Origin of the sequence: Zymomonas mobilis subsp. mobilis ATCC 10988, from assembly GCF_000175255.2 — a bacterium.
Taxonomy (GTDB): domain Bacteria; phylum Pseudomonadota; class Alphaproteobacteria; order Sphingomonadales; family Sphingomonadaceae; genus Zymomonas; species Zymomonas mobilis.
Genome location: NC_017262.1, coordinates 85,463 through 102,039, shown reverse-complemented (window position 1 = coordinate 102,039; position 16,577 = coordinate 85,463). Strand labels below are relative to the sequence as shown.

The 16,577-nt window shown below is 45.8% G+C and carries 20 protein-coding genes; 10 read left to right on the top strand and 10 right to left on the bottom strand.

The annotated features are described in order from the left end of the window. Nucleotides 1–127: 127 nt before the first annotated feature. Both ykgO and ZMOB_RS10055 read left to right on the top strand, forming a co-directional pair. Nucleotides 128–253 (top strand): type B 50S ribosomal protein L36, encoded by a 126-nt coding sequence (ykgO, locus tag ZMOB_RS00490; protein WP_012816891.1) that lies wholly within the window; start codon nucleotides 128–130, stop codon nucleotides 251–253. Between the two features lie 143 nt (nucleotides 254–396). Beyond that, nucleotides 397–558 (top strand): hypothetical protein, encoded by a 162-nt coding sequence (locus ZMOB_RS10055; RefSeq protein ID WP_162094010.1) that lies wholly within the window; start codon nucleotides 397–399, stop codon nucleotides 556–558. A gap of 412 nt (nucleotides 559–970) precedes the next feature. Here ZMOB_RS10055 and ZMOB_RS00480 read toward each other — a convergent pair whose 3' ends face one another. From ZMOB_RS00480 to ccmC, 10 genes are all read right to left on the bottom strand, one after another. Then, nucleotides 971–1,459, bottom strand: a complete 489-nt coding sequence (locus ZMOB_RS00480) for a DUF3617 domain-containing protein (RefSeq protein WP_011241058.1) — start codon at nucleotides 1,457–1,459, stop codon at nucleotides 971–973. A 289-nt stretch (nucleotides 1,460–1,748) separates the two neighbouring features. Next, nucleotides 1,749–2,192, bottom strand: coding sequence for a DUF3617 domain-containing protein (locus ZMOB_RS00475; protein WP_014500325.1), 444 nt, complete (start codon nucleotides 2,190–2,192; stop codon nucleotides 1,749–1,751). Nucleotides 2,193–2,421: 229 nt separating this feature from the next. Further along, on the bottom strand, nucleotides 2,422–2,910 hold the full coding sequence (locus ZMOB_RS00470) for a DUF3617 domain-containing protein (RefSeq protein ID WP_014500324.1): 489 nt from the start codon (nucleotides 2,908–2,910) through the stop codon (nucleotides 2,422–2,424). 31 nt (nucleotides 2,911–2,941) lie between these two features. Beyond that, on the bottom strand, nucleotides 2,942–3,583 hold the full coding sequence (locus tag ZMOB_RS00465) for a tetratricopeptide repeat protein (protein ID WP_011241061.1): 642 nt from the start codon (nucleotides 3,581–3,583) through the stop codon (nucleotides 2,942–2,944). Further along, a complete protein-coding gene (locus ZMOB_RS00460) occupies nucleotides 3,580–4,008 on the bottom strand; it encodes a cytochrome c-type biogenesis protein (RefSeq protein ID WP_014500323.1) in 429 nt (142 codons plus the stop codon). The genes ZMOB_RS00465 and ZMOB_RS00460 overlap by 4 nt, the downstream gene beginning before the upstream one ends. After that, nucleotides 4,005–4,535 carry a DsbE family thiol:disulfide interchange protein gene (locus ZMOB_RS00455; protein ID WP_014500322.1) on the bottom strand — a complete coding sequence of 177 codons (531 nt, stop codon included), beginning with the start codon at nucleotides 4,533–4,535 and terminating at the stop codon, nucleotides 4,005–4,007. Before ZMOB_RS00455 ends, ZMOB_RS00460 begins: the two co-directional genes overlap by 4 nt. Beyond that, nucleotides 4,532–6,478, bottom strand: coding sequence for a heme lyase CcmF/NrfE family subunit (locus tag ZMOB_RS00450; protein ID WP_011241064.1), 1,947 nt, complete (start codon nucleotides 6,476–6,478; stop codon nucleotides 4,532–4,534). Before ZMOB_RS00450 ends, ZMOB_RS00455 begins: the two co-directional genes overlap by 4 nt. A 1-nt stretch (nucleotide 6,479) precedes the next feature. Beyond that, nucleotides 6,480–6,920, bottom strand: coding sequence for a cytochrome c maturation protein CcmE (gene ccmE / locus ZMOB_RS00445; protein WP_014500321.1), 441 nt, complete (start codon nucleotides 6,918–6,920; stop codon nucleotides 6,480–6,482). 23 nt (nucleotides 6,921–6,943) lie between these two features. After that, a complete protein-coding gene (locus ZMOB_RS10220) occupies nucleotides 6,944–7,108 on the bottom strand; it encodes a hypothetical protein (protein ID WP_011241066.1) in 165 nt (54 codons plus the stop codon). Continuing rightward, nucleotides 7,105–7,821, bottom strand: coding sequence for a heme ABC transporter permease CcmC (gene ccmC / locus ZMOB_RS00440; RefSeq protein ID WP_014500320.1), 717 nt, complete (start codon nucleotides 7,819–7,821; stop codon nucleotides 7,105–7,107). Before ccmC ends, ZMOB_RS10220 begins: the two co-directional genes overlap by 4 nt. Nucleotides 7,822–8,420: 599 nt before the next feature. Between ccmC and ZMOB_RS00435 the strand changes: the two genes are divergently transcribed. From ZMOB_RS00435 to ZMOB_RS00395, 8 genes are all read left to right on the top strand, one after another. After that, nucleotides 8,421–9,401 carry a TonB-dependent receptor plug domain-containing protein gene (locus ZMOB_RS00435; RefSeq protein WP_252507287.1) on the top strand — a complete coding sequence of 327 codons (981 nt, stop codon included), beginning with the start codon at nucleotides 8,421–8,423 and terminating at the stop codon, nucleotides 9,399–9,401. A gap of 43 nt (nucleotides 9,402–9,444) precedes the next feature. Continuing rightward, a protein-coding gene (locus tag ZMOB_RS09740; RefSeq protein WP_099045773.1) for an IS5 family transposase occupies nucleotides 9,445–10,208 on the top strand; the annotation gives its coding sequence in 2 pieces (ribosomal slippage) (nucleotides 9,445–9,778 and nucleotides 9,778–10,208; 765 coding nt in all). Between the two features lie 343 nt (nucleotides 10,209–10,551). Further along, a complete protein-coding gene (locus ZMOB_RS00420; protein WP_012816885.1) occupies nucleotides 10,552–11,385 on the top strand; it encodes an ABC transporter permease subunit in 834 nt (277 codons plus the stop codon). Then, complete coding sequence (locus tag ZMOB_RS00415) at nucleotides 11,386–12,108, top strand: ABC transporter ATP-binding protein (RefSeq protein ID WP_011241071.1); 723 nt, start codon at nucleotides 11,386–11,388, stop codon at nucleotides 12,106–12,108. A 37-nt stretch (nucleotides 12,109–12,145) separates the two neighbouring features. Further along, nucleotides 12,146–13,327, top strand: a complete 1,182-nt coding sequence (locus ZMOB_RS00410; RefSeq protein WP_014500319.1) for a mandelate racemase/muconate lactonizing enzyme family protein — start codon at nucleotides 12,146–12,148, stop codon at nucleotides 13,325–13,327. A 10-nt stretch (nucleotides 13,328–13,337) separates the two neighbouring features. Then, nucleotides 13,338–13,994 carry a DUF1847 domain-containing protein gene (locus ZMOB_RS00405; RefSeq protein ID WP_011241073.1) on the top strand — a complete coding sequence of 219 codons (657 nt, stop codon included), beginning with the start codon at nucleotides 13,338–13,340 and terminating at the stop codon, nucleotides 13,992–13,994. Nucleotides 13,995–14,213: 219 nt separating this feature from the next. Next, entirely contained in the window at nucleotides 14,214–15,794 is a 1,581-nt protein-coding gene (gene guaA, locus ZMOB_RS00400; protein ID WP_014500318.1) for a glutamine-hydrolyzing GMP synthase, read from the top strand. Between the two features lie 82 nt (nucleotides 15,795–15,876). Beyond that, nucleotides 15,877–16,557, top strand: coding sequence for a hypothetical protein (locus tag ZMOB_RS00395; protein ID WP_014500317.1), 681 nt, complete (start codon nucleotides 15,877–15,879; stop codon nucleotides 16,555–16,557). Nucleotides 16,558–16,577: the final 20 nt, after the last annotated feature.

The following is a 16,577-nucleotide window of genomic DNA, read 5'->3' as shown; positions in this document are numbered from 1 at the left end:
TATCGGATTTTTCTTTCAAGGATATTTCCGATATATCAGAATTTTCCTTGACTTATAATAATTCAGCGCATAGGCAGAGGCCTCATTTTCTTTCCCAATTTTTAAGATGAAGGCAGGTAGTCCGGCCATGAAAATCCGCAACTCGCTCAAATCCTTAAAGGGGCGCCATCGCGACAATCGGGTGATTCGCCGGCGTGGCCGCACTTATATCATCAATAAAACGGTTCGCCGCTTTAAAGCCCGTCAGGGTTAATAAGGGTATCCGGTTTTAACCGGATCCTTTCCTGATAGAATAAAAAAGGCCTAATGGGTTTCCATTGGCCTTTTTTAATGTCTGCGTCAGATCTATTTCGGGTCTGCGATTGAGGGGTGATGCCTTTTTTCTGTGAGAGGATTTTGCCAGATATAGTTCGAGCATCTGGCATCTGGCATCTGGCATCTGGCATCTGGCATCTGGCATCTGGCATCTGGCATCTGGCATCTGGCATCTGGCATCTGGCATCTGGCATCTGGCATCTGGCACGGAGTGCTATCATGACAGAGATATGGTCAAGATAGCTTCTGCACTATCTTTCCCTGCGACAGGAATCTGCCACCAAAATAGAAGCTGATGATAAGCGTTCTATCCCGTAGCTATCGTTATAGGGTTATACCCTGACCTGACTCCAATCCTGAAATCAGCGAATTGGACGCAGCAACTACCTGTCAGAAAAAATGATAAATCAGATATCGGAAACGGAAAGTCTTTAGGATTTTACGCCTGTCGTCATTATGGTTTTAGGCATATCTGTCCTACAAGGATCGCCCCTTGTGATCGGGATATATTTTGCCCCGATATGCCCCGACAAATGCCTTGCTATCAAAAAAAGGCATGGAAGAAGCCCGTAAGGTCGATCCCTGCTATGATTTTAGCGGTTATGACGGAAGCCTATGATTGCTAAATAGTCTTATCGCCAAACGAACACCCGTATTAGTGGTTTTTGTTCCCCAAGGTGATATCATCGGCATTGCTATCTTTGGCAGGGCATAAGCCGATAGAATGCCCAGACATATGTCCACGGACTTCTAATTTATGGCCGTTTTCTTCACTTCGCATAATATAGGCCATAGAATAATCGCGGAGGTGATAGTCGCCTTTGGCTTCAATGGTGGTCAGATTTTTACCATTTTTCTGACAAACACCCGACATAGTCACCTGCCCTTTTCCGGCATTAAGCGATAAAGTCTGGCATTCGGGGTCTTCCGAATAGGCAAAGAAGGTCATCGGTTTATTTTCGGTATTTTTGACGCAGCGTGGCGGCTGTAATGTCGGGCGTTCTTTGACTGGCAATTCTTTCCCGTCAAGGCTGGCACCTTCGATCTGAATAGAGGACTGCCACTGTCCGGCGGCAAGATAATCATTATCAGCGGGTGCAGCGGCCAGCAGTAATGGCCAAGAGAGCAGCCAGAGTCTTTTCACGGAGATACTTCCTTTAGCGTCTTTGAATTGCCCTTGTTAAAGCAAAGTCAGGCAAGAACACAAAATTTTAAAGGCTGTTTAGCAAGATTCTGCCTGAAGGCAGCGTTATTTTTGTGCCAATTAGGCATCCCGTTATCATCAGGATTGAGGAATACAAGAGCGGTTTGAGCGGCTTTTATCGTGAGGCCAAGCTCAACAAGGCTTATTGAAGCGTAGCTCGTCGCTTAGACATTCTTGTTTTAAGCATGAATTAAAAGGAATAGCCTCGGCCAATCTGAATTATTGCGTCTTATTGGGATGGGCATAAGCCTTGATGAGAGCCAGTAATATGGCCTTTTACAGCTATTCTAACACCATCAAACATATTCCACATCAAAAAGGTCATAGAGTAATGATGTGGGTCGTAATGGCCTTTCGCCTCGATTGTCGCCATCGGATTACTCGCAGATTGACAAAGGCGGGTCAGCCTGATTTTGCCTTTTTCCGCTTTTAATGAAACGGTCTTACAGTCTGGGTCTTCTGGATGGGAGAAAAAGGCCATAGGTGCGGTCTCGCTCCCTTTAACACAACGGGATGGCGGATAAATAGGCGCGGTTTGTTGATGCTGTTTTTTACCATCTGTAGAAGAAGATTCTATTTGAAAAAGGGACTCCCACTGACCTTCTGCAAGGTGATCACTATCGGCGGCGTGTGCTGCGAGTAAAAAAGGCGCAAAAAGCAGAAGCCTTTTCATGGAATATCCCTTTTATAGGCATCACGCCTAACGCCATTAGGCTATAATTTAGGTGATTGTTTAGGAAACGCTGGCCTTGGATGAAATCTTGGTCATCAATCTCTAAAAGGCTCTGACGTTGGTAAAACAACAAGTAAGAGCCTCGTAAAAACGATACTCATAGAAAAGCCGATCAACGGCCTTTATCAAAGGCTATCCATTGACCGGCTTTCAGATTTTATCGAAGCAATTATTTCGGGGTGGCAGCAGAGGGAGCAGAAGCCGCAGGGGCTTCCGTCGGAACAGGGCAAGCACCGACATAATGAGCCGAGACATCAGCCGACATGGTCATCGGATGTTCGGCCGTTCCGCTGACAATGTTATAAGACATTTTATAGCTGGTTGGAGTATAGCTACCCTTTACGGTCATTTCACGGAAAGGCACGTGGGATTCAGGGGTGCATTCCTGCTTGACGGTGAAATTACCGTTTTTGATATCAAGCTGGGCGTTTTTGCAATGTTCCGGCGTGTTGGCAAAAACAACCCGTGGATCATTGTCTTTATCCGTCACGCAGTGCAACGCGGTATCCGTTTTATCCTTAGGAAGCGTTTTTCCGTCCATCTGCATGGTCATATTCTGAACGGATTCTTCCCATTGGCCAGTCTTGAGCTTGTCCGATGATGGAGCTGGTGCTGCGGCAACCAGAAGCGGCAAGCAGCAGATAAGATATTTTTTCATTTAATCCCCCTCAAAAAAACAACATGAATATTTAATGACTTTCATCGGACAGGCTGCTTTTCAGCCTTTCAAGAATAGCCATTCTTTCTTCGATATTATGGCGCCAAGCAGCCTTTTCCGGCGCGTCTGTCAAGAGACGGTGCCAGATAGCCAGCGTTTCATCCAGATGACCTTCGCCCAGTAAGGCAACAGCATGAAAATAAGCGGGGCCTGCGGCTTGGGGTGCCAATTTTTCGGCCTGCTCGAAAGAGAGTTTGGCTGCTGGAACAAGATGTCCGTCAGAAGCCTGAACAAGGGCATCCCCGAGAGCAGTCCAGAGCATAGCGCTATTCGGTCGTTGGTTGATTTCGCTTTTCAGCCAGCCAACCGCATAGGCATATTGCCCCTGTTTAATGAAGGCATCAGAAGTAATCAAGGCGCGGGCATCCTCGCCATAGCGCGAAAAGAACATTCCACGGTCTGTAATGAACGGGTCGTCTTTTTGGCCATTTTCTTCCGGTGCTTCGGCGGCGTGGCCTTTGAGAAAAGGGCTACCCTGCCATGCATAACCCGCAAGGCCAAAACAAAGGGCAGCCGCTAAGGCTTGCAAGGCCATAGAAGAAAAACGTGCCGTCTTCCAACAAAGCAGGAAAAGCAAGACTGCCAGCGAAAAAGCGATAATCCAGCCATTCATTCTTTATCTTCTTTTCTGAACAAGCGGATGATGAAAAAGAGCCCCGCCGACAAAACGACAAGCGGTAAAATCCATAATGGCCAGCTTCTTTTTGACCATGTCGGTTTATAGCTGACCCAATCGCCATAGCGGTCGATAAACCAACGGCGCACTTCTTCCGGTGACCAGCCTTTTTCAATGTCATGACGGACAATTGCCCGCATATCGGCCGCCATTGCCGCATTGGAATCGGCGATGGATTGGCCTTGGCAAACCAGACAACGAAGTGTGTGCATCAAATCTTGTGCCTGATTTTCTTGCACCGGATTTTGAAGCGGCTGTTCGGCATAAGGATCGGCGGGCTGCTCCGCCGTCACAAAAGCGGTCAGTGGCACCGCGAGAAACAGAAAAGCCATAAATGCCCCAAGGGGTTTAAGCCATGTCATGCGGTTATCTGCCTCCAGATGCTCATAAGCTGTGGCAAATCCTTTTCAGTGACGGCACCAATATGCTGGTAACGGATAACCCCCTGCCCATCGATCAGAAAGCTTTCAGGAACGCCAGAAGAGCCGATAGCTAATTGTATCTGGCTGCCCTGATCTATACCGATGGCCTGATAGGGATTACCATAGCGATTGAGAAAACGGGTGATGTCAGCCGGTTTATCCCGAATGGCAATCGCCATAATCGGAATGCCCGCTTCGTGAATAGCCATGAGGCTGCCGCTTTCTTCGGCGCAAGGCAGGCACCAACTGGCAAAAATATTGAGAAAATGCGGCTGGCCGTTTTTCATTTCACGGCTATTGACCCCTGCGATATCAGGCAAGACCGCTGGTAATTGAAATTCGGGGAGCGCTTTGCCAATCTGTTTTGAAGGCACCACCGTATTTTCAGGATGCGATAATGCTAGTCGAAAAAACAGGAAGCAAGCGGCAAAGCCAATAAAAGGCAGCCATTTTAGCCATGTTTTCATAAAGACAGCCTTTGTCTTTCATCGGGGCGATTTTGATAACGGCGTTTCTGGAGATAGCGCAAAAGCCTATCCAGCAGGATCAGTATGCCGCCGAAAGCGGTTAGGAAACCGCCATCCCAGATAAGCGTTACCAAAGGTTTCCACCAAGCACGAATTTGCCAGCGACCATCTTCGGCCTGTTGTCCCAATACCAGATAGAGTTGACCGGCCTTTGTTGTTTTAAGGGCGGTTTCACTGGTATCCGTGACAGGATTGGTAAAATGCCGCAAAGCTGGATGAAGGGTAAAAGATTGTCCGTTTCTTTCGAGGCGGATATCGGCGACAATCGCTGTCCAATCCGAACCAAGATCGGGCATTACCCTGTCGAAATGCAGTTGCCAATCACCCAAACGCGCCGTTTGTTGCGGTTTGAGGGCGGTGAGCAATTCTTGAGAAAAAAGTGTATCTGACGCAATACCGCCTAAAGTTATCGCAATGCCAAGATGCGCCAGCACCATGCCCCATAAATTGAGATGGATGGTCTTTTGCCGGAGGAGTGGCCAGAGGCAAAGAAGCCCTACCATCACCGCAACGCCCAAAGAAATTGAGGCAAGAGGTGCGGTTGAGAACAGGCCTTTTAAGGCAAGAATGACTTCTGTCAGGATGAATAGCCCTGCCCCGACCAGAAGCGGCCATTTGAGACTTGCCCAACGGTCTTGTTTCCAGCGGAGTAATGTACCGAAAGGCATCAAAAGGCAGAGAAGCAAGGCCAGCGGCGTGATAATCATATTAAAATAAGGCGCGCCGACGGATAGTTTTTCTCCGTTCATCATTTCCGCCAAAAGAGGATAGAGCGTGCCAATCAGCACGATTGCCAAAATGACGCCGAGGAAAAGATTATTCAGCACCAAACCGGCTTCACGGCTGGGTAGAATAAAATGATTGCCTTGGTGGATTTTAGCGATCCGAAGCGCAAACAGGGCTAAGGCACCACCGATATAAAGCCCAAGCAAGCCAAGGATAAAACTGCCCCGCCATGGATCAACCGCAAAGGCATGAACACTGACCAGAATACCGGAACGCACCAGAAAAGTGCCGATCATGCTCATTGAAAAAGCGGTAACAGCCAAGACCAATGTCCAGACCCGTAAAGAATCCCTTTTGGCGAGGACGGAAACGGAATGGAACAAGGCGGTAGCGGCGAGCCACGGCATCAAAGCGGCATTTTCAACAGGGTCCCAGAACCAGAAGCCGCCCCAGCCCAATTCGTAATATGCCCAATAGCTGCCTGCGGTAATGCCGATAGTCAGAAAAACCCAAGCGCCTAGAACCCAAATGCGCATGGCTTTCGCAAAGGCACGATCTGCTTTCCCTGTCAGTAAAGCGGCGACCGCAAAAGAAAAAGCGACCGATAGGCCGACATAGCCAAGATAAAGCGTTGGAGGATGAAAGGCCAATCCCGGGTCTTGTAACAGCGGATTTAAGCCAAGGCCTTCTGTCGCAGGTGGATTGAGGCGAGCGAAAGGATTGGAAACAAAGAGCAAAAAGGCAAAAAAGCCTAAGGCTAGAAAGGCTTGCGATCCCAAAGCCAAAGATAATAATTTCTGGTCGATCTTCCCGCCAAAAAGCGCAAGCAAAGCCCCGCAAAAGCTGAGAATAGTGACCCAAAGCAGCATTGAACCTTCGTGATTGCCCCAACTGGCAGCCACACGATAAAGCATCGGTTTTGCCCAATGATCGTTTTCAGCGACCAAGGTTACCGATAAATCCACCCGCATAAACAACCAAAGCAGCATTGCAAAAGCGGATAGCGCCAAGGCGGCTTGGATAAGGGCTGTTATTTTGACGGCACCGGAGAAGACGTCATCAAGGCGATTATTCAGAACAGACAGGCCAAAGAGGCCTTGCAACAAGGCCATCATGGCGGCGAGCCACAAAAAGATAAGACCGGATTCGGCAATCACATCATTTTTCCTGTAATGTCGTTTGGGTCGCGGCCGCCTGCTGTTGAGTCACCGGCGGCATGTAGCGTTCGTCATGTTTGGCGAGGATGGTTTCAGCCATGAAAGAGCCGGATGGGTCAAAATGACCGTCAGCGACCACGCCGGAACCTTCCCGAAAAAGGTCTGGCACTATTCCGCGATAGGAAACCGCAATTTTCTGGTAACCGTCCGTCACCCGAAAATGGATGGTTACCCCGTCTTTTTCACGGATGAGCGAGCCGCGTTCGACCATTCCTCCCAAGCGGATATTCCGGTTTACGGGCAGATGCGCCTTGACGGCATCTGTGGGCGTGAAGAAATAGGCAGCCTGCTTTTTAAAGGCGACAAGTGCCAAAAAACCGGCAGCTATAACCGCCGCAAGCGCGATAATCCCCAGAATAAGCCGTTGATGTTTGGCTTGCACTTTATATCTCCGTCTATTTTGGGTCAGGCCTTGCGCGGTGAATCTTTTTTTGCTCGGCTTAGTTTCATCAGACGTTTTTCTGCCCGCCGCATCTGATACCAACTACCGAATAAAGCGATAAGCGTGACGGTTATAACAAGGCTGTAGGCCGCAATCACAAAAGGCCATTGGTGGGATGCCGTATTCATAAGGCAGCCATCCGCCGGAGACGAGCTTCATATTGGGCATTGGCAAGCAAAAGACGCATCCTGAAAAGAGTTATAAGCGCAAAGAGACAGGAAAAGCCGATCAAAGTCAAAGGCAGCGGCCATAAAAGCGATGGATCAATGGAAGAATGGGTAAGGCTGATACTTTGGCCTTGATGGAGTGTGCGCCACCACAAAACAGAATAATGAATGATCGGCAAATTGATCGCACCGAGTAAGGCGTAAATTGCCGGTATGCGCGAGGTTGTGCTGTAATTGCTGACTGATCGGGATAAAGCGATATAGCCAAGATAGAGAAAGAAAAGCACCAGAACAGAGGTCAGACGACCATCCCATTCCCACCATGTTCCCCAAGTGGGTCTTCCCCAGATTGAGCCGGTCATAAGGCAAAGTCCTGTAAAAATTGCCCCCGGTAGAGCCATGGATTTGGCAGCAATGCCCGCCAAAGGATGTCGCCAGATAAATTGCACCAAAGAGGCCAAGGCAATACTGCTCCAGCCACCCATGGCAAGCCATGCGGTTGGCACATGGATATAGAGAATACGGACGGTTTCCCCCTGTAAATAATCAGGCGGGGTCACGAATAAGCCGCCGATAATGCCAGCGAGGCTGAAAAGAATACCCGCAAGGCCAAGCCATGGCGTTAATTTTCGGCTTAGGGATAGAAAAAAATGGGGATTTGCAAGTCTTATCATAGGATGGTTATCCTTGGCATTCTTTATCCCTTAAAAAACAAAAATAAGATAGATTGACCCACAATCAGGGCTTTATCATTTTTCCAAAAATCTTCCGATATTATCCGTGCTTTTATGTCTTTTGGATTATTTCCAGAAGAAAAATCTGTCGTAAAATATGGGCGGTATGGCACAAAAGGAGGATATTTCCTTATCAAATAATGCGTTTTTAGATATCTATTTATCAATGTCCAAGCCTGATTTCACCATTCCGGTATCAGATCATTTTCTTTTGATTTTGCCATAAAAATCCATTTCTTTTTTTAAAAGCAATTTGGAATTTAAATCTAAATTTTTAATTCATTCTTTATTTTAAGTTTAAATTAAAGTTATTTTTTAAGTAAAAATTTTAATTTTTAGGAAAAATGAAAAAGAAAAATTTCTCGAAAATTTCATCTATTTTTTCCCGCAAGAATTTCCCCTTTTCCGAAGATTTTAAAATTACCAAAATATAAAATGAAAGAATAATTTACTGTGATTAAATAAATTGTTTGTTGTCTTTAAAGTCAGTGAAGGAAATCATTTTAGGGAGGTTGAGGGACCGGAGGAGGGGGGAACCCATGAGAAGAAAATTGGCTATAGCGTCATCTTTGATAATAGCCTGTCCTTTATCGACGCCTATTTATGCAAAGGCATCTGATAACAAGGTATCAGAAGACAAACAAACGATTCAGGTGACGGCAAAAAGTCGATTTGAGGTCAATCAAAAGACACCGATTTCGACTTCGGTTTTTACAAAAGAGCAGGTCAAGAAGCTGAATGTCCACGATCTTCAGGGTATGTTGGCTTTTATTCCTTCTGCCAGTTTTAGTGCGGCTCCTTCTTCAAAAGATAGATCGATTTTTATCAGAGGTATCGGCACCGTTGCCCATTCCCGCGGGTTAGAGCCTTCTGTTTCGACGGTTATTGATGGCGTTGTGTTATCCCGAGGCGCACAGGCCACATCTGACATTTTGGATGTTGATCATATTGATGTTTTAAAAGGCCCCCAAGGCACCCGTTTTGGGAAAAATGCGTCGGCTGGACTTATCAATATTGTGACAGCTGCCCCGACCCAAGACTTCCATGGTTTTGGGGAGGCTTCTTATTTTTCAGGGAATGAATACCGAATTTCGGGCGGTATTTCCGGTGGCATTATCAAAGATAAGCTGGCCGCTAATGCGTCTTTTCTGGTGAGTGGTTTCGATGGCAATGTCCATAATGATTTTTTAGGAAACACGGTCAACGGCTATAAGCATCGGGGTGGAAGAACCAAATTCCTGTGGACGCCGAGTGACCGAACAAAAGTGACTTTGGGATTGGATTATATTTATTCCAACGACAATGTCCCAAATGGCATTTTTGTTTCGTCTGCAAAAACGGCTTATCCCTCTGGGAAAGTGACAAATAATGCCGCGCTACAGGCTGCTTTGAAAAATGAAGCGATCACCCCGACAAAAAATAACAACCATATCAGCAATGATACCTATGGTTATACGATTGACCATAACGGCGGTGCCTCCATTACCCTAGGCTCAGGACCTGTTAATTTCTTGAGTTGAGCGGGCTGTTGTGATTCACAGGTTTACCGATGGAGGTGAAGCTGTGAGTGACGTGTTTTTGCTGTCTGAGCACCAGATGGAACGGATTAAGCCGTTTTTTCCACTGGCGCATGGTGTGCCGCGTGTCGATGACCGTCGTGTCCTGAGCGGGATCGTTTACGTGATCCGCAACGGCCTTCAGTGGAAAGACGCCCCGAAAGCGTATGGCCCGCACAAGACTTTATACAACCGGTTTATCCGGTGGAGCCGCCTGGGTGTCTTTGACCGGATCTTCGTCGCCCTGACGGAGCAGGCAGGCCGTTCGAAGCGTCTGATGATCGATGCAACACATCTGAAAGCACACCGGACAGCGGCCTCCCTGCTCAAAAAGGGGCTTTTCCCCGCCATATCGGACGCACGAAAGGCGGACTGAACTCAAAGCTTCACGCTGTATGCGATAGTCAGGGCCGCCCTGTCCGGCTGCATCTGACCGCAGGTCAGGTCAGTGACTTCAAAGGCGCGGATGTTCTGCTGGCAAATCTGCCGGAAGAAACACAAGAAATTCTCGGGGACCGGGGATACGACAGTAATAAAATCAGACAGTCTCTCGCAGACCGGAATATCACCGCCTGTATTCCGCCGAAGAAGAACCGGAAATCAAAGCCGCCTTACGACTGGCATCTGTATAAAAAGCGTCACCTCATCGAAAATATGTTCGCAAAGCTCAAAGACTGGCGGCGTGTCGCAACACGATACGACCGGTGCGCTCACACATTCATGTCAGCAATCCATATCGCAGCAAGTTTCATCTTCTATCTCAAAGAATGAGTCCTGAGCCTAGAATCCGCAGAGAAAATTCTGTCTGGTGATTATTATTGGTATGCCACACCAGCCGCCATCAATGATCCCAAAAAACACGCCGCTCTTGTTGATTATCTTGCCCGTTATCACGAAGCCAATGAATGGGCGAGAGAACATCCTGAAGAATGGTCCGAAATTTACAGCAATGAAAATAATCAGACCCCAGAAGATTTCCTTCAGATTTTAAATCAAGAAAACAAACAATCCCATTCGAGAGTGGCACCGATAGATGAAAAAACAATCTCTTCTGAAAAAGACATAGCGGATACCTTCCATGATTTAAAATTATTAAATAATCGGGGGGATATCCATGAAATTTTCGACGATTCATTTAAGGCTGAAATCGGTAAATTCACTCCCTATTGAGACTATTCTATGGCATAGATTTCTCTTTCCCTGTCTGATTCCTATCATAGCCTTGTTGGCATGGTTTTTTCTTACCCAAGGACAGAATAGCGAAAGTATTTTTCCGACGCCCCAGTCAGTCTGGCATGTAACGGTTAGACTGACAAAAAATGGCGTTCTTTGGAATAATTTATGGGTCAGCAGCCTGCGCGCTATCGCTGGATTTATTATCGGTGGTGGCATCGGATTTTTGCTGGGGGTTTTGAACGGCCAATTCAAAATAGCTGAAGAAATATTGAATACGCCTATTCAGATGATCCGCAACGTGCCGCATCTTGCCTTGTTGCCGCTTATTTTAATCTGGTTTGGCTTGGGAGAAACTTCCAAAATTATATTGATTGCTTTGGGATGCTTTTTCCCGATTTATCTGAATAGTTTTTATGGCATTCGCCATATCGACAAAAAATTGCTGGAAATGGGAAAAGTCTATGGATTGACCCATAGAGAGACCTTTCAAAATATCATTTTCCCCGGTGCAACCCCTTCTATCATGGTGGGAATTCGCCAGTCTTTGGGCAGAATGTGGATCACCTTGATCGTTGCTGAGACCGTGGCTGCCAAATCAGGCATTGGCTATATGGCGACCAATGCCAGGGAATTCATGCAGATCGATATTATCGTTCTAACTCTCATTATCTATGCGGTTTTGGGCAGTTTTTCAGACTTTGCCGCTGCGAAAATCGAAAAGCATCTTTTACGCTGGCATCAAAATTACAGAAAAATTTTGGAGGAAAGCTAGATGGAAAAGATATCTATCCAACTTTCCAAATTACGAAAAAATTTTGGAACGGTAGAAGTTTTAAAAGATGTCGATATCGCGATTCCAGAAGGGCAATTTGTGGCTTTGGTCGGAGAAAGCGGTTGCGGCAAAAGCACCCTTTTACGATTAATTTCTCATCTGGAACGCCCAACTTCCGGTCAGCTTCTGATTGATGGAAAAGAAAGAAGAAAAATAAATCCGTCTGTCCGCTATCTCTTTCAGGAAGCGCGATTATTACCTTGGCGAAGCGTTCTCGACAATGTTCGTTTGGGTGCCAAAGATCGAGATAAAAAGACCGCCCGTGAATCCTTGGAATCGGTCAACCTTCTGGACAAAGAAAACGAGTGGCCAGAGATTCTATCTGGCGGTCAATGTCAACGCGTTTCGCTTGCAAGAGCCTTGGCTGGGAAACCCAAAATTCTTCTGCTGGATGAACCTTTGGGTGCGTTAGATGCCTTGACCCGTGTTCAGATGCAAAAGCTTATTGAAAGCTTATGGCTTGAACAAAAATTTACGGTTCTATTGGTGACCCATGACGTTAGTGAAGCCGTCTATTTAGCTGACCGTGTCATCGCTCTTGAAAAGGGACAGATTGGTCTGGATCGCGAAATTCCCCTTCCAAGGCCAAGAGTTAAAGACAGACATTTCGCCTGTTTTGAAAATGAAATCCTCAATTTTATAATGAAAAATTATTATATCTAATTTTTTTATACTAAAATTTCAAAATGAGGCTTGTAAAATGAAGATTACCAAAATTGAAATATTTCATGTTCATACCCGCCCCCAATCCGGTCAGCGTCCTATTCTCGTAAAAGTCTCTACGGATGAAGGTATCTATGGTCTTGGTGAAGCCGGTATTGCCTATGGTGTTGGCGGCAGTGCGGCGGCTGGTATTTTAAAAGATTATGCGGCTCTTTTAATAGGCGAAGATCCCTTTAACACTGAGGCTATTTGGGAAAAGCTCTTCAAAAAAACCTTTTGGGGACAAGGGGGTGGAACCGTTATTTTCTCTGGCATATCCGCTTTTGATATCGCTTTTTGGGATATCAAAGGGAAAGCCTTGAATTTGCCGGTTTATAAACTTCTGGGCGGTAAAAATCGTGAAGACTTAAGAGTATATGCTTCGCAGTTACAGTTTGGATGGGGAAAAGAGCGCAAATCGAAAGGCCGTAAAGAAGAATATGCAGAAGAAGCCTTGAAAGCGGTCGCAGAAGGTTATGATGCCGTCAAAGTCGATGTTTTGGCTCATGATCGAAATGGTAGCCGAGAAGGTGTTTTTCTTGAAGGCCCCCTTCCCTCTGAAACGATTAAAATCGGTGTAGAGCGCGTCGAAGCTATTCGGAATGCCGTGGGACCTGATGTCGATATTATTGTCGAAAATCATGGCCATACCGATCTTGTCAGCGCGATTCAATTTGCGAAAGCGATCGAAGAATTCAATATCTTTTTCTATGAAGAAATTAATACCCCCCTCAATCCTCGTCTTTTGAAAGAGGCCAAGAGGAAGATAGATATTCCTTTGGCATCAGGTGAAAGAATTTACTCGCGCTGGGGATTCCTGCCTTTCCTTGAAGACCGCTCAATCGATGTTATTCAGCCCGATTTGGGAACTTGTGGTGGATTCACTGAATTTAAAAAAATTGCCGATATGGCGCATATTTTTGAAGTCACAGTACAGGCACATGTCGCAGGCACAGGTGTAGCCGAAGCCGCCTCTTTACATGCAGAAATTGCTATCCCGAATTTCTGTATTCATGAGCATCACCAAAAGACTTTGCTGCCTGAATATGAAGAGCTTTGTGTGCATAATTATCAGCCGGTCAAAGGCCGCTATAAAGTGCCGGAATTGCCGGGCATCGGACAGGATATCACGGAAAAGCTGTATCAGATTTCCGACTATGTCAGCATAGAGGCATCCTAGGAGCAGGAAAATGGCGAATAAAGCTGAAAATGATGGTTTGAGCTGCACTAATTGCGCAGTTAATACCTGCAAAAAAGAAGCCGGAAAATATCCCGAATTCTGTCCAACCGTCAGCCTCTCCGATCAAGAAATTGATGATATTATAGAGCTGTATAGTCATGACCAAGAGGTTCGCAGGCTGGCTGTGGCGGGGTCAGAAGTCGAAGGCGCATTCTATGGCAAATATACCCGTGTTGAAGAGGTTATGGAGTTTGCTCGCCGGATTAATGCCAAGAAAATCGGGATTGCGACTTGTATTGGCCTTATAGAAGAAAGTCGTATTTTCGCGCGTATTTTGAAAGCCAAGGGGTTTGAGGCGTTTGGAGTGGCTTGCAAAGTAGGTGCCGTCGAGAAGACCAAGATAAATATTGAGCTGCAATATTTGCGGCAGCCTTTTGAACGGATATGCAATCCGGTCTGGCAAGCAAAATTGCTTAACAAACAAAAAACCGAGCTGAATGTTGTCATGGGATTATGCGTTGGACATGATAGTTTATTCTATCGCTATTCCGAAGCACCAGCAACAACCTTGGTCACAAAAGATCGGATAACAGGACATAATCCGATAGCCCCTCTACAAGGGGTAAAGACCTATTACAGCCATTTGTTGAAAACAGAAAAAGCTTAATAGCAAAGAGTGGCGGGCTTCCTTCTGTGTCATCTGAAAAGAAGAGGCAGAAGGAGGTCTTGATAAGCCAAGAATATCAGCGCATCCTTTTCAGACAATCATTAAAAAAGCTTGAATCTGAAAGTCCTGTTAAAAAAATTGGCCTGATTAAGGACAGGAAGTGTTCTTCTGGCATGAAGCATCTGGACAGGAGCGTTTTCCCCCCTTATCGAAAGCTCTATGTCCGTTTCTTCAATCGCCGATAAAATTGTTTCTGAATCGATTCTCATTGTCGATTTCGGAAGCCAAGTCACCCAGCTTATCGCTCGCCGTGTCCGTGAAGCCGGTGTATATAGCGAAATTGTCCCTTTTAACCGTGCAGAAGAAGCCTTTCAGCGCTTGCAGCCAAAAGGTATTATCCTTTCGGGTAGTCCGGCTTCTGTTGTCGCAGAAGGCAGCCCGAGAGCGCCGGAATCCTTCTTTCAGGCAGGTATTCCGATTTTCGGCATCTGCTATGGGCAGCAGGTTATGTGCCATCAATTGGGCGGCAAAGTTACCGCCAATGATGTTGATGGCGAATTTGGCCGTGCCTTTATTGATGTAATCGCCCCCTCGCCTCTGTTTGAAAATTTGTGGAAGGTCGGCGAAAAGCATCAAGTATGGATGAGCCATGCCGATCGGGTCGAGGCTTTGCCTGAAGGCTTTAAGCCTATTGCGGTTTCTGATGGTGCGCCTTTCGCTTTGATCGCTGATGAAAACCGCCGTTTCTATGGCATGCAATTTCATCCTGAAGTGGTGCATACCCCTGATGGAGGTAAGCTGATCGCTCATTTTGTCCATGACATCTGCGGTTTGGCCGGTGATTGGACGATGGCGGAATTTCGTCAGACAAAAATTGCTGAAATCCGCAAACAAGTCGGCGATGGTCGTGTTATTTGCGGCTTGTCTGGTGGTGTTGATTCTTCTGTGACTGCCGTTTTGGTGCATGAAGCTATTGGCGACCAGTTGACTTGTGTTTTTGTCGATCATGGTTTGATGCGTCAGGGAGAAGCCGAGCAGGTCGTTTCCCTGTTCCGTGAGCATTATGGTATCAAACTGGTTCACGTGAATGCTGAAGACCGCTTCTTGGCTGGTTTAAAGGGCGTAACTGACCCTGAAACCAAGCGAAAATTCATCGGCAAAACTTTTATCGAAATTTTTGAAGAAGAAGCCAAAAAAATCGGTGGTGCCGACTTCCTTGCTCAAGGCACGCTTTATCCTGATGTGATCGAAAGCGTGAGCTTCCTTGGAGGCCCGTCGGTAACGATTAAAAGCCATCACAATGTTGGTGGCCTGCCCGAACGCATGAATATGAAGCTGGTCGAGCCGCTTCGTGAATTGTTCAAGGATGAAGTCCGCGATTTAGGGCGCGAATTGGGAATGCCTGACATCTTCGTCGATCGTCATCCCTTCCCAGGTCCTGGTCTGGCTATCCGTATTCCGGGTGAAGTGACCAAGGAACGCTGCGATATTTTGCGTAAGGCGGATGCGGTTTATCTTGAAGAAATCCGTAATGCTGGTTTGTATAATGCGATTTGGCAGGCTTTTGCGGTATTGTTACCCGTCAGAACCGTTGGTGTGATGGGTGACGGCAGAACTTACGATTCTGTTTGCGCCTTGCGAGCGGTGACTTCGACCGACGGAATGACCGCTGAAATCTATCCTTTCCAGCCGGAATTTCTCGCCAATGTCGCCACCCGTATTGTGAATGAGGTCAGAGGCATTAACCGTGTGACCTATGATTTCACCTCTAAGCCACCCGGAACGATTGAATGGGAATAGCATTCAATTTTTGAACAGACAAATTACCATTATGGTCTCTATAGAAAAAAGAATGTATTATTTAGTTCTCTAGGAGACCATAATGGTTTTAAGCAGCGAAGATCAAAAAATATTACAATCATTCTTATGGTATATGACAGCTAGAAAGACAGCACTTCGTACAGCCTTAAAATTTCGAACGCCTCTTTCTACAGGTGATTGTATAGATATGAGGATTCACTATTCTAATTATTTTATAAATTTGATTTCAGCAGTAGATCTTATCTTTGAGCAAAAAAAATTTAAAGATGATGATTTACAAAAAACATTGCACTCTCAGTTTTCATTTGAAGATTTTCCAGATGGAAAATCTAATTATTTATATATACATGAAATCCGAAATGCTATTGTTCATCGCGGATTAGATATCACCGCAAATGCTCATATTAAAAATAATTTTGTTTTAATTATAGCACCAGAAAAAATACCCAATCGATTGGGTAGCAAAAGCTATAAAAGTTTTGCAAAGTATCTTTTAGATATTATCAGAAAATGTGAGAGTACTATCTGTAGTATAATGTTTTCTTTTTTGGATAAGAATGGAATATTTGAATCAGATATCGACACGAAATCTTCTGAAGAAGAGTATAAGCTATCTATTGACCAAAATAAAGTTATGCCTGAACCTATCAAAAAATTAGCTCAAAAAATTGGAATTAAACCAGAGTGGATACTAGGTTCTGTTGACAAAGGGTATAATTTAAGATTTTTAGAGATAACTTGAGAACAAGTTTTGTAGGGTAG

Coding starts and splice junctions, on each gene's coding strand:
- ccmC (WP_014500320.1), bottom strand. CDS start 7,821: ATGATAAGACTTGCAAATCCCCATTTTTTTCTATCCCTAAGCCGAAAA.
- ZMOB_RS00470 (WP_014500324.1), bottom strand. CDS start 2,910: ATGAAAAAATATCTTATCTGCTGCTTGCCGCTTCTGGTTGCCGCAGCA.
- ZMOB_RS00410 (WP_014500319.1), top strand. CDS start 12,146: ATGAAGATTACCAAAATTGAAATATTTCATGTTCATACCCGCCCCCAA.
- ZMOB_RS00420 (WP_012816885.1), top strand. CDS start 10,552: ATGAAATTTTCGACGATTCATTTAAGGCTGAAATCGGTAAATTCACTC.
- ZMOB_RS00415 (WP_011241071.1), top strand. CDS start 11,386: ATGGAAAAGATATCTATCCAACTTTCCAAATTACGAAAAAATTTTGGA.
- ZMOB_RS00405 (WP_011241073.1), top strand. CDS start 13,338: ATGGCGAATAAAGCTGAAAATGATGGTTTGAGCTGCACTAATTGCGCA.
- guaA (WP_014500318.1), top strand. CDS start 14,214: ATGTCCGTTTCTTCAATCGCCGATAAAATTGTTTCTGAATCGATTCTC.
- ZMOB_RS00395 (WP_014500317.1), top strand. CDS start 15,877: ATGGTTTTAAGCAGCGAAGATCAAAAAATATTACAATCATTCTTATGG.
- ykgO (WP_012816891.1), top strand. CDS start 128: ATGAAAATCCGCAACTCGCTCAAATCCTTAAAGGGGCGCCATCGCGAC.
- ZMOB_RS00465 (WP_011241061.1), bottom strand. CDS start 3,583: ATGAATGGCTGGATTATCGCTTTTTCGCTGGCAGTCTTGCTTTTCCTG.
- ZMOB_RS00460 (WP_014500323.1), bottom strand. CDS start 4,008: ATGACATGGCTTAAACCCCTTGGGGCATTTATGGCTTTTCTGTTTCTC.
- ZMOB_RS00455 (WP_014500322.1), bottom strand. CDS start 4,535: ATGAAAACATGGCTAAAATGGCTGCCTTTTATTGGCTTTGCCGCTTGC.
- ZMOB_RS00475 (WP_014500325.1), bottom strand. CDS start 2,192: ATGAAAAGGCTTCTGCTTTTTGCGCCTTTTTTACTCGCAGCACACGCC.
- ZMOB_RS00435 (WP_252507287.1), top strand. CDS start 8,421: ATGAGAAGAAAATTGGCTATAGCGTCATCTTTGATAATAGCCTGTCCT.
- ZMOB_RS10220 (WP_011241066.1), bottom strand. CDS start 7,108: ATGAATACGGCATCCCACCAATGGCCTTTTGTGATTGCGGCCTACAGC.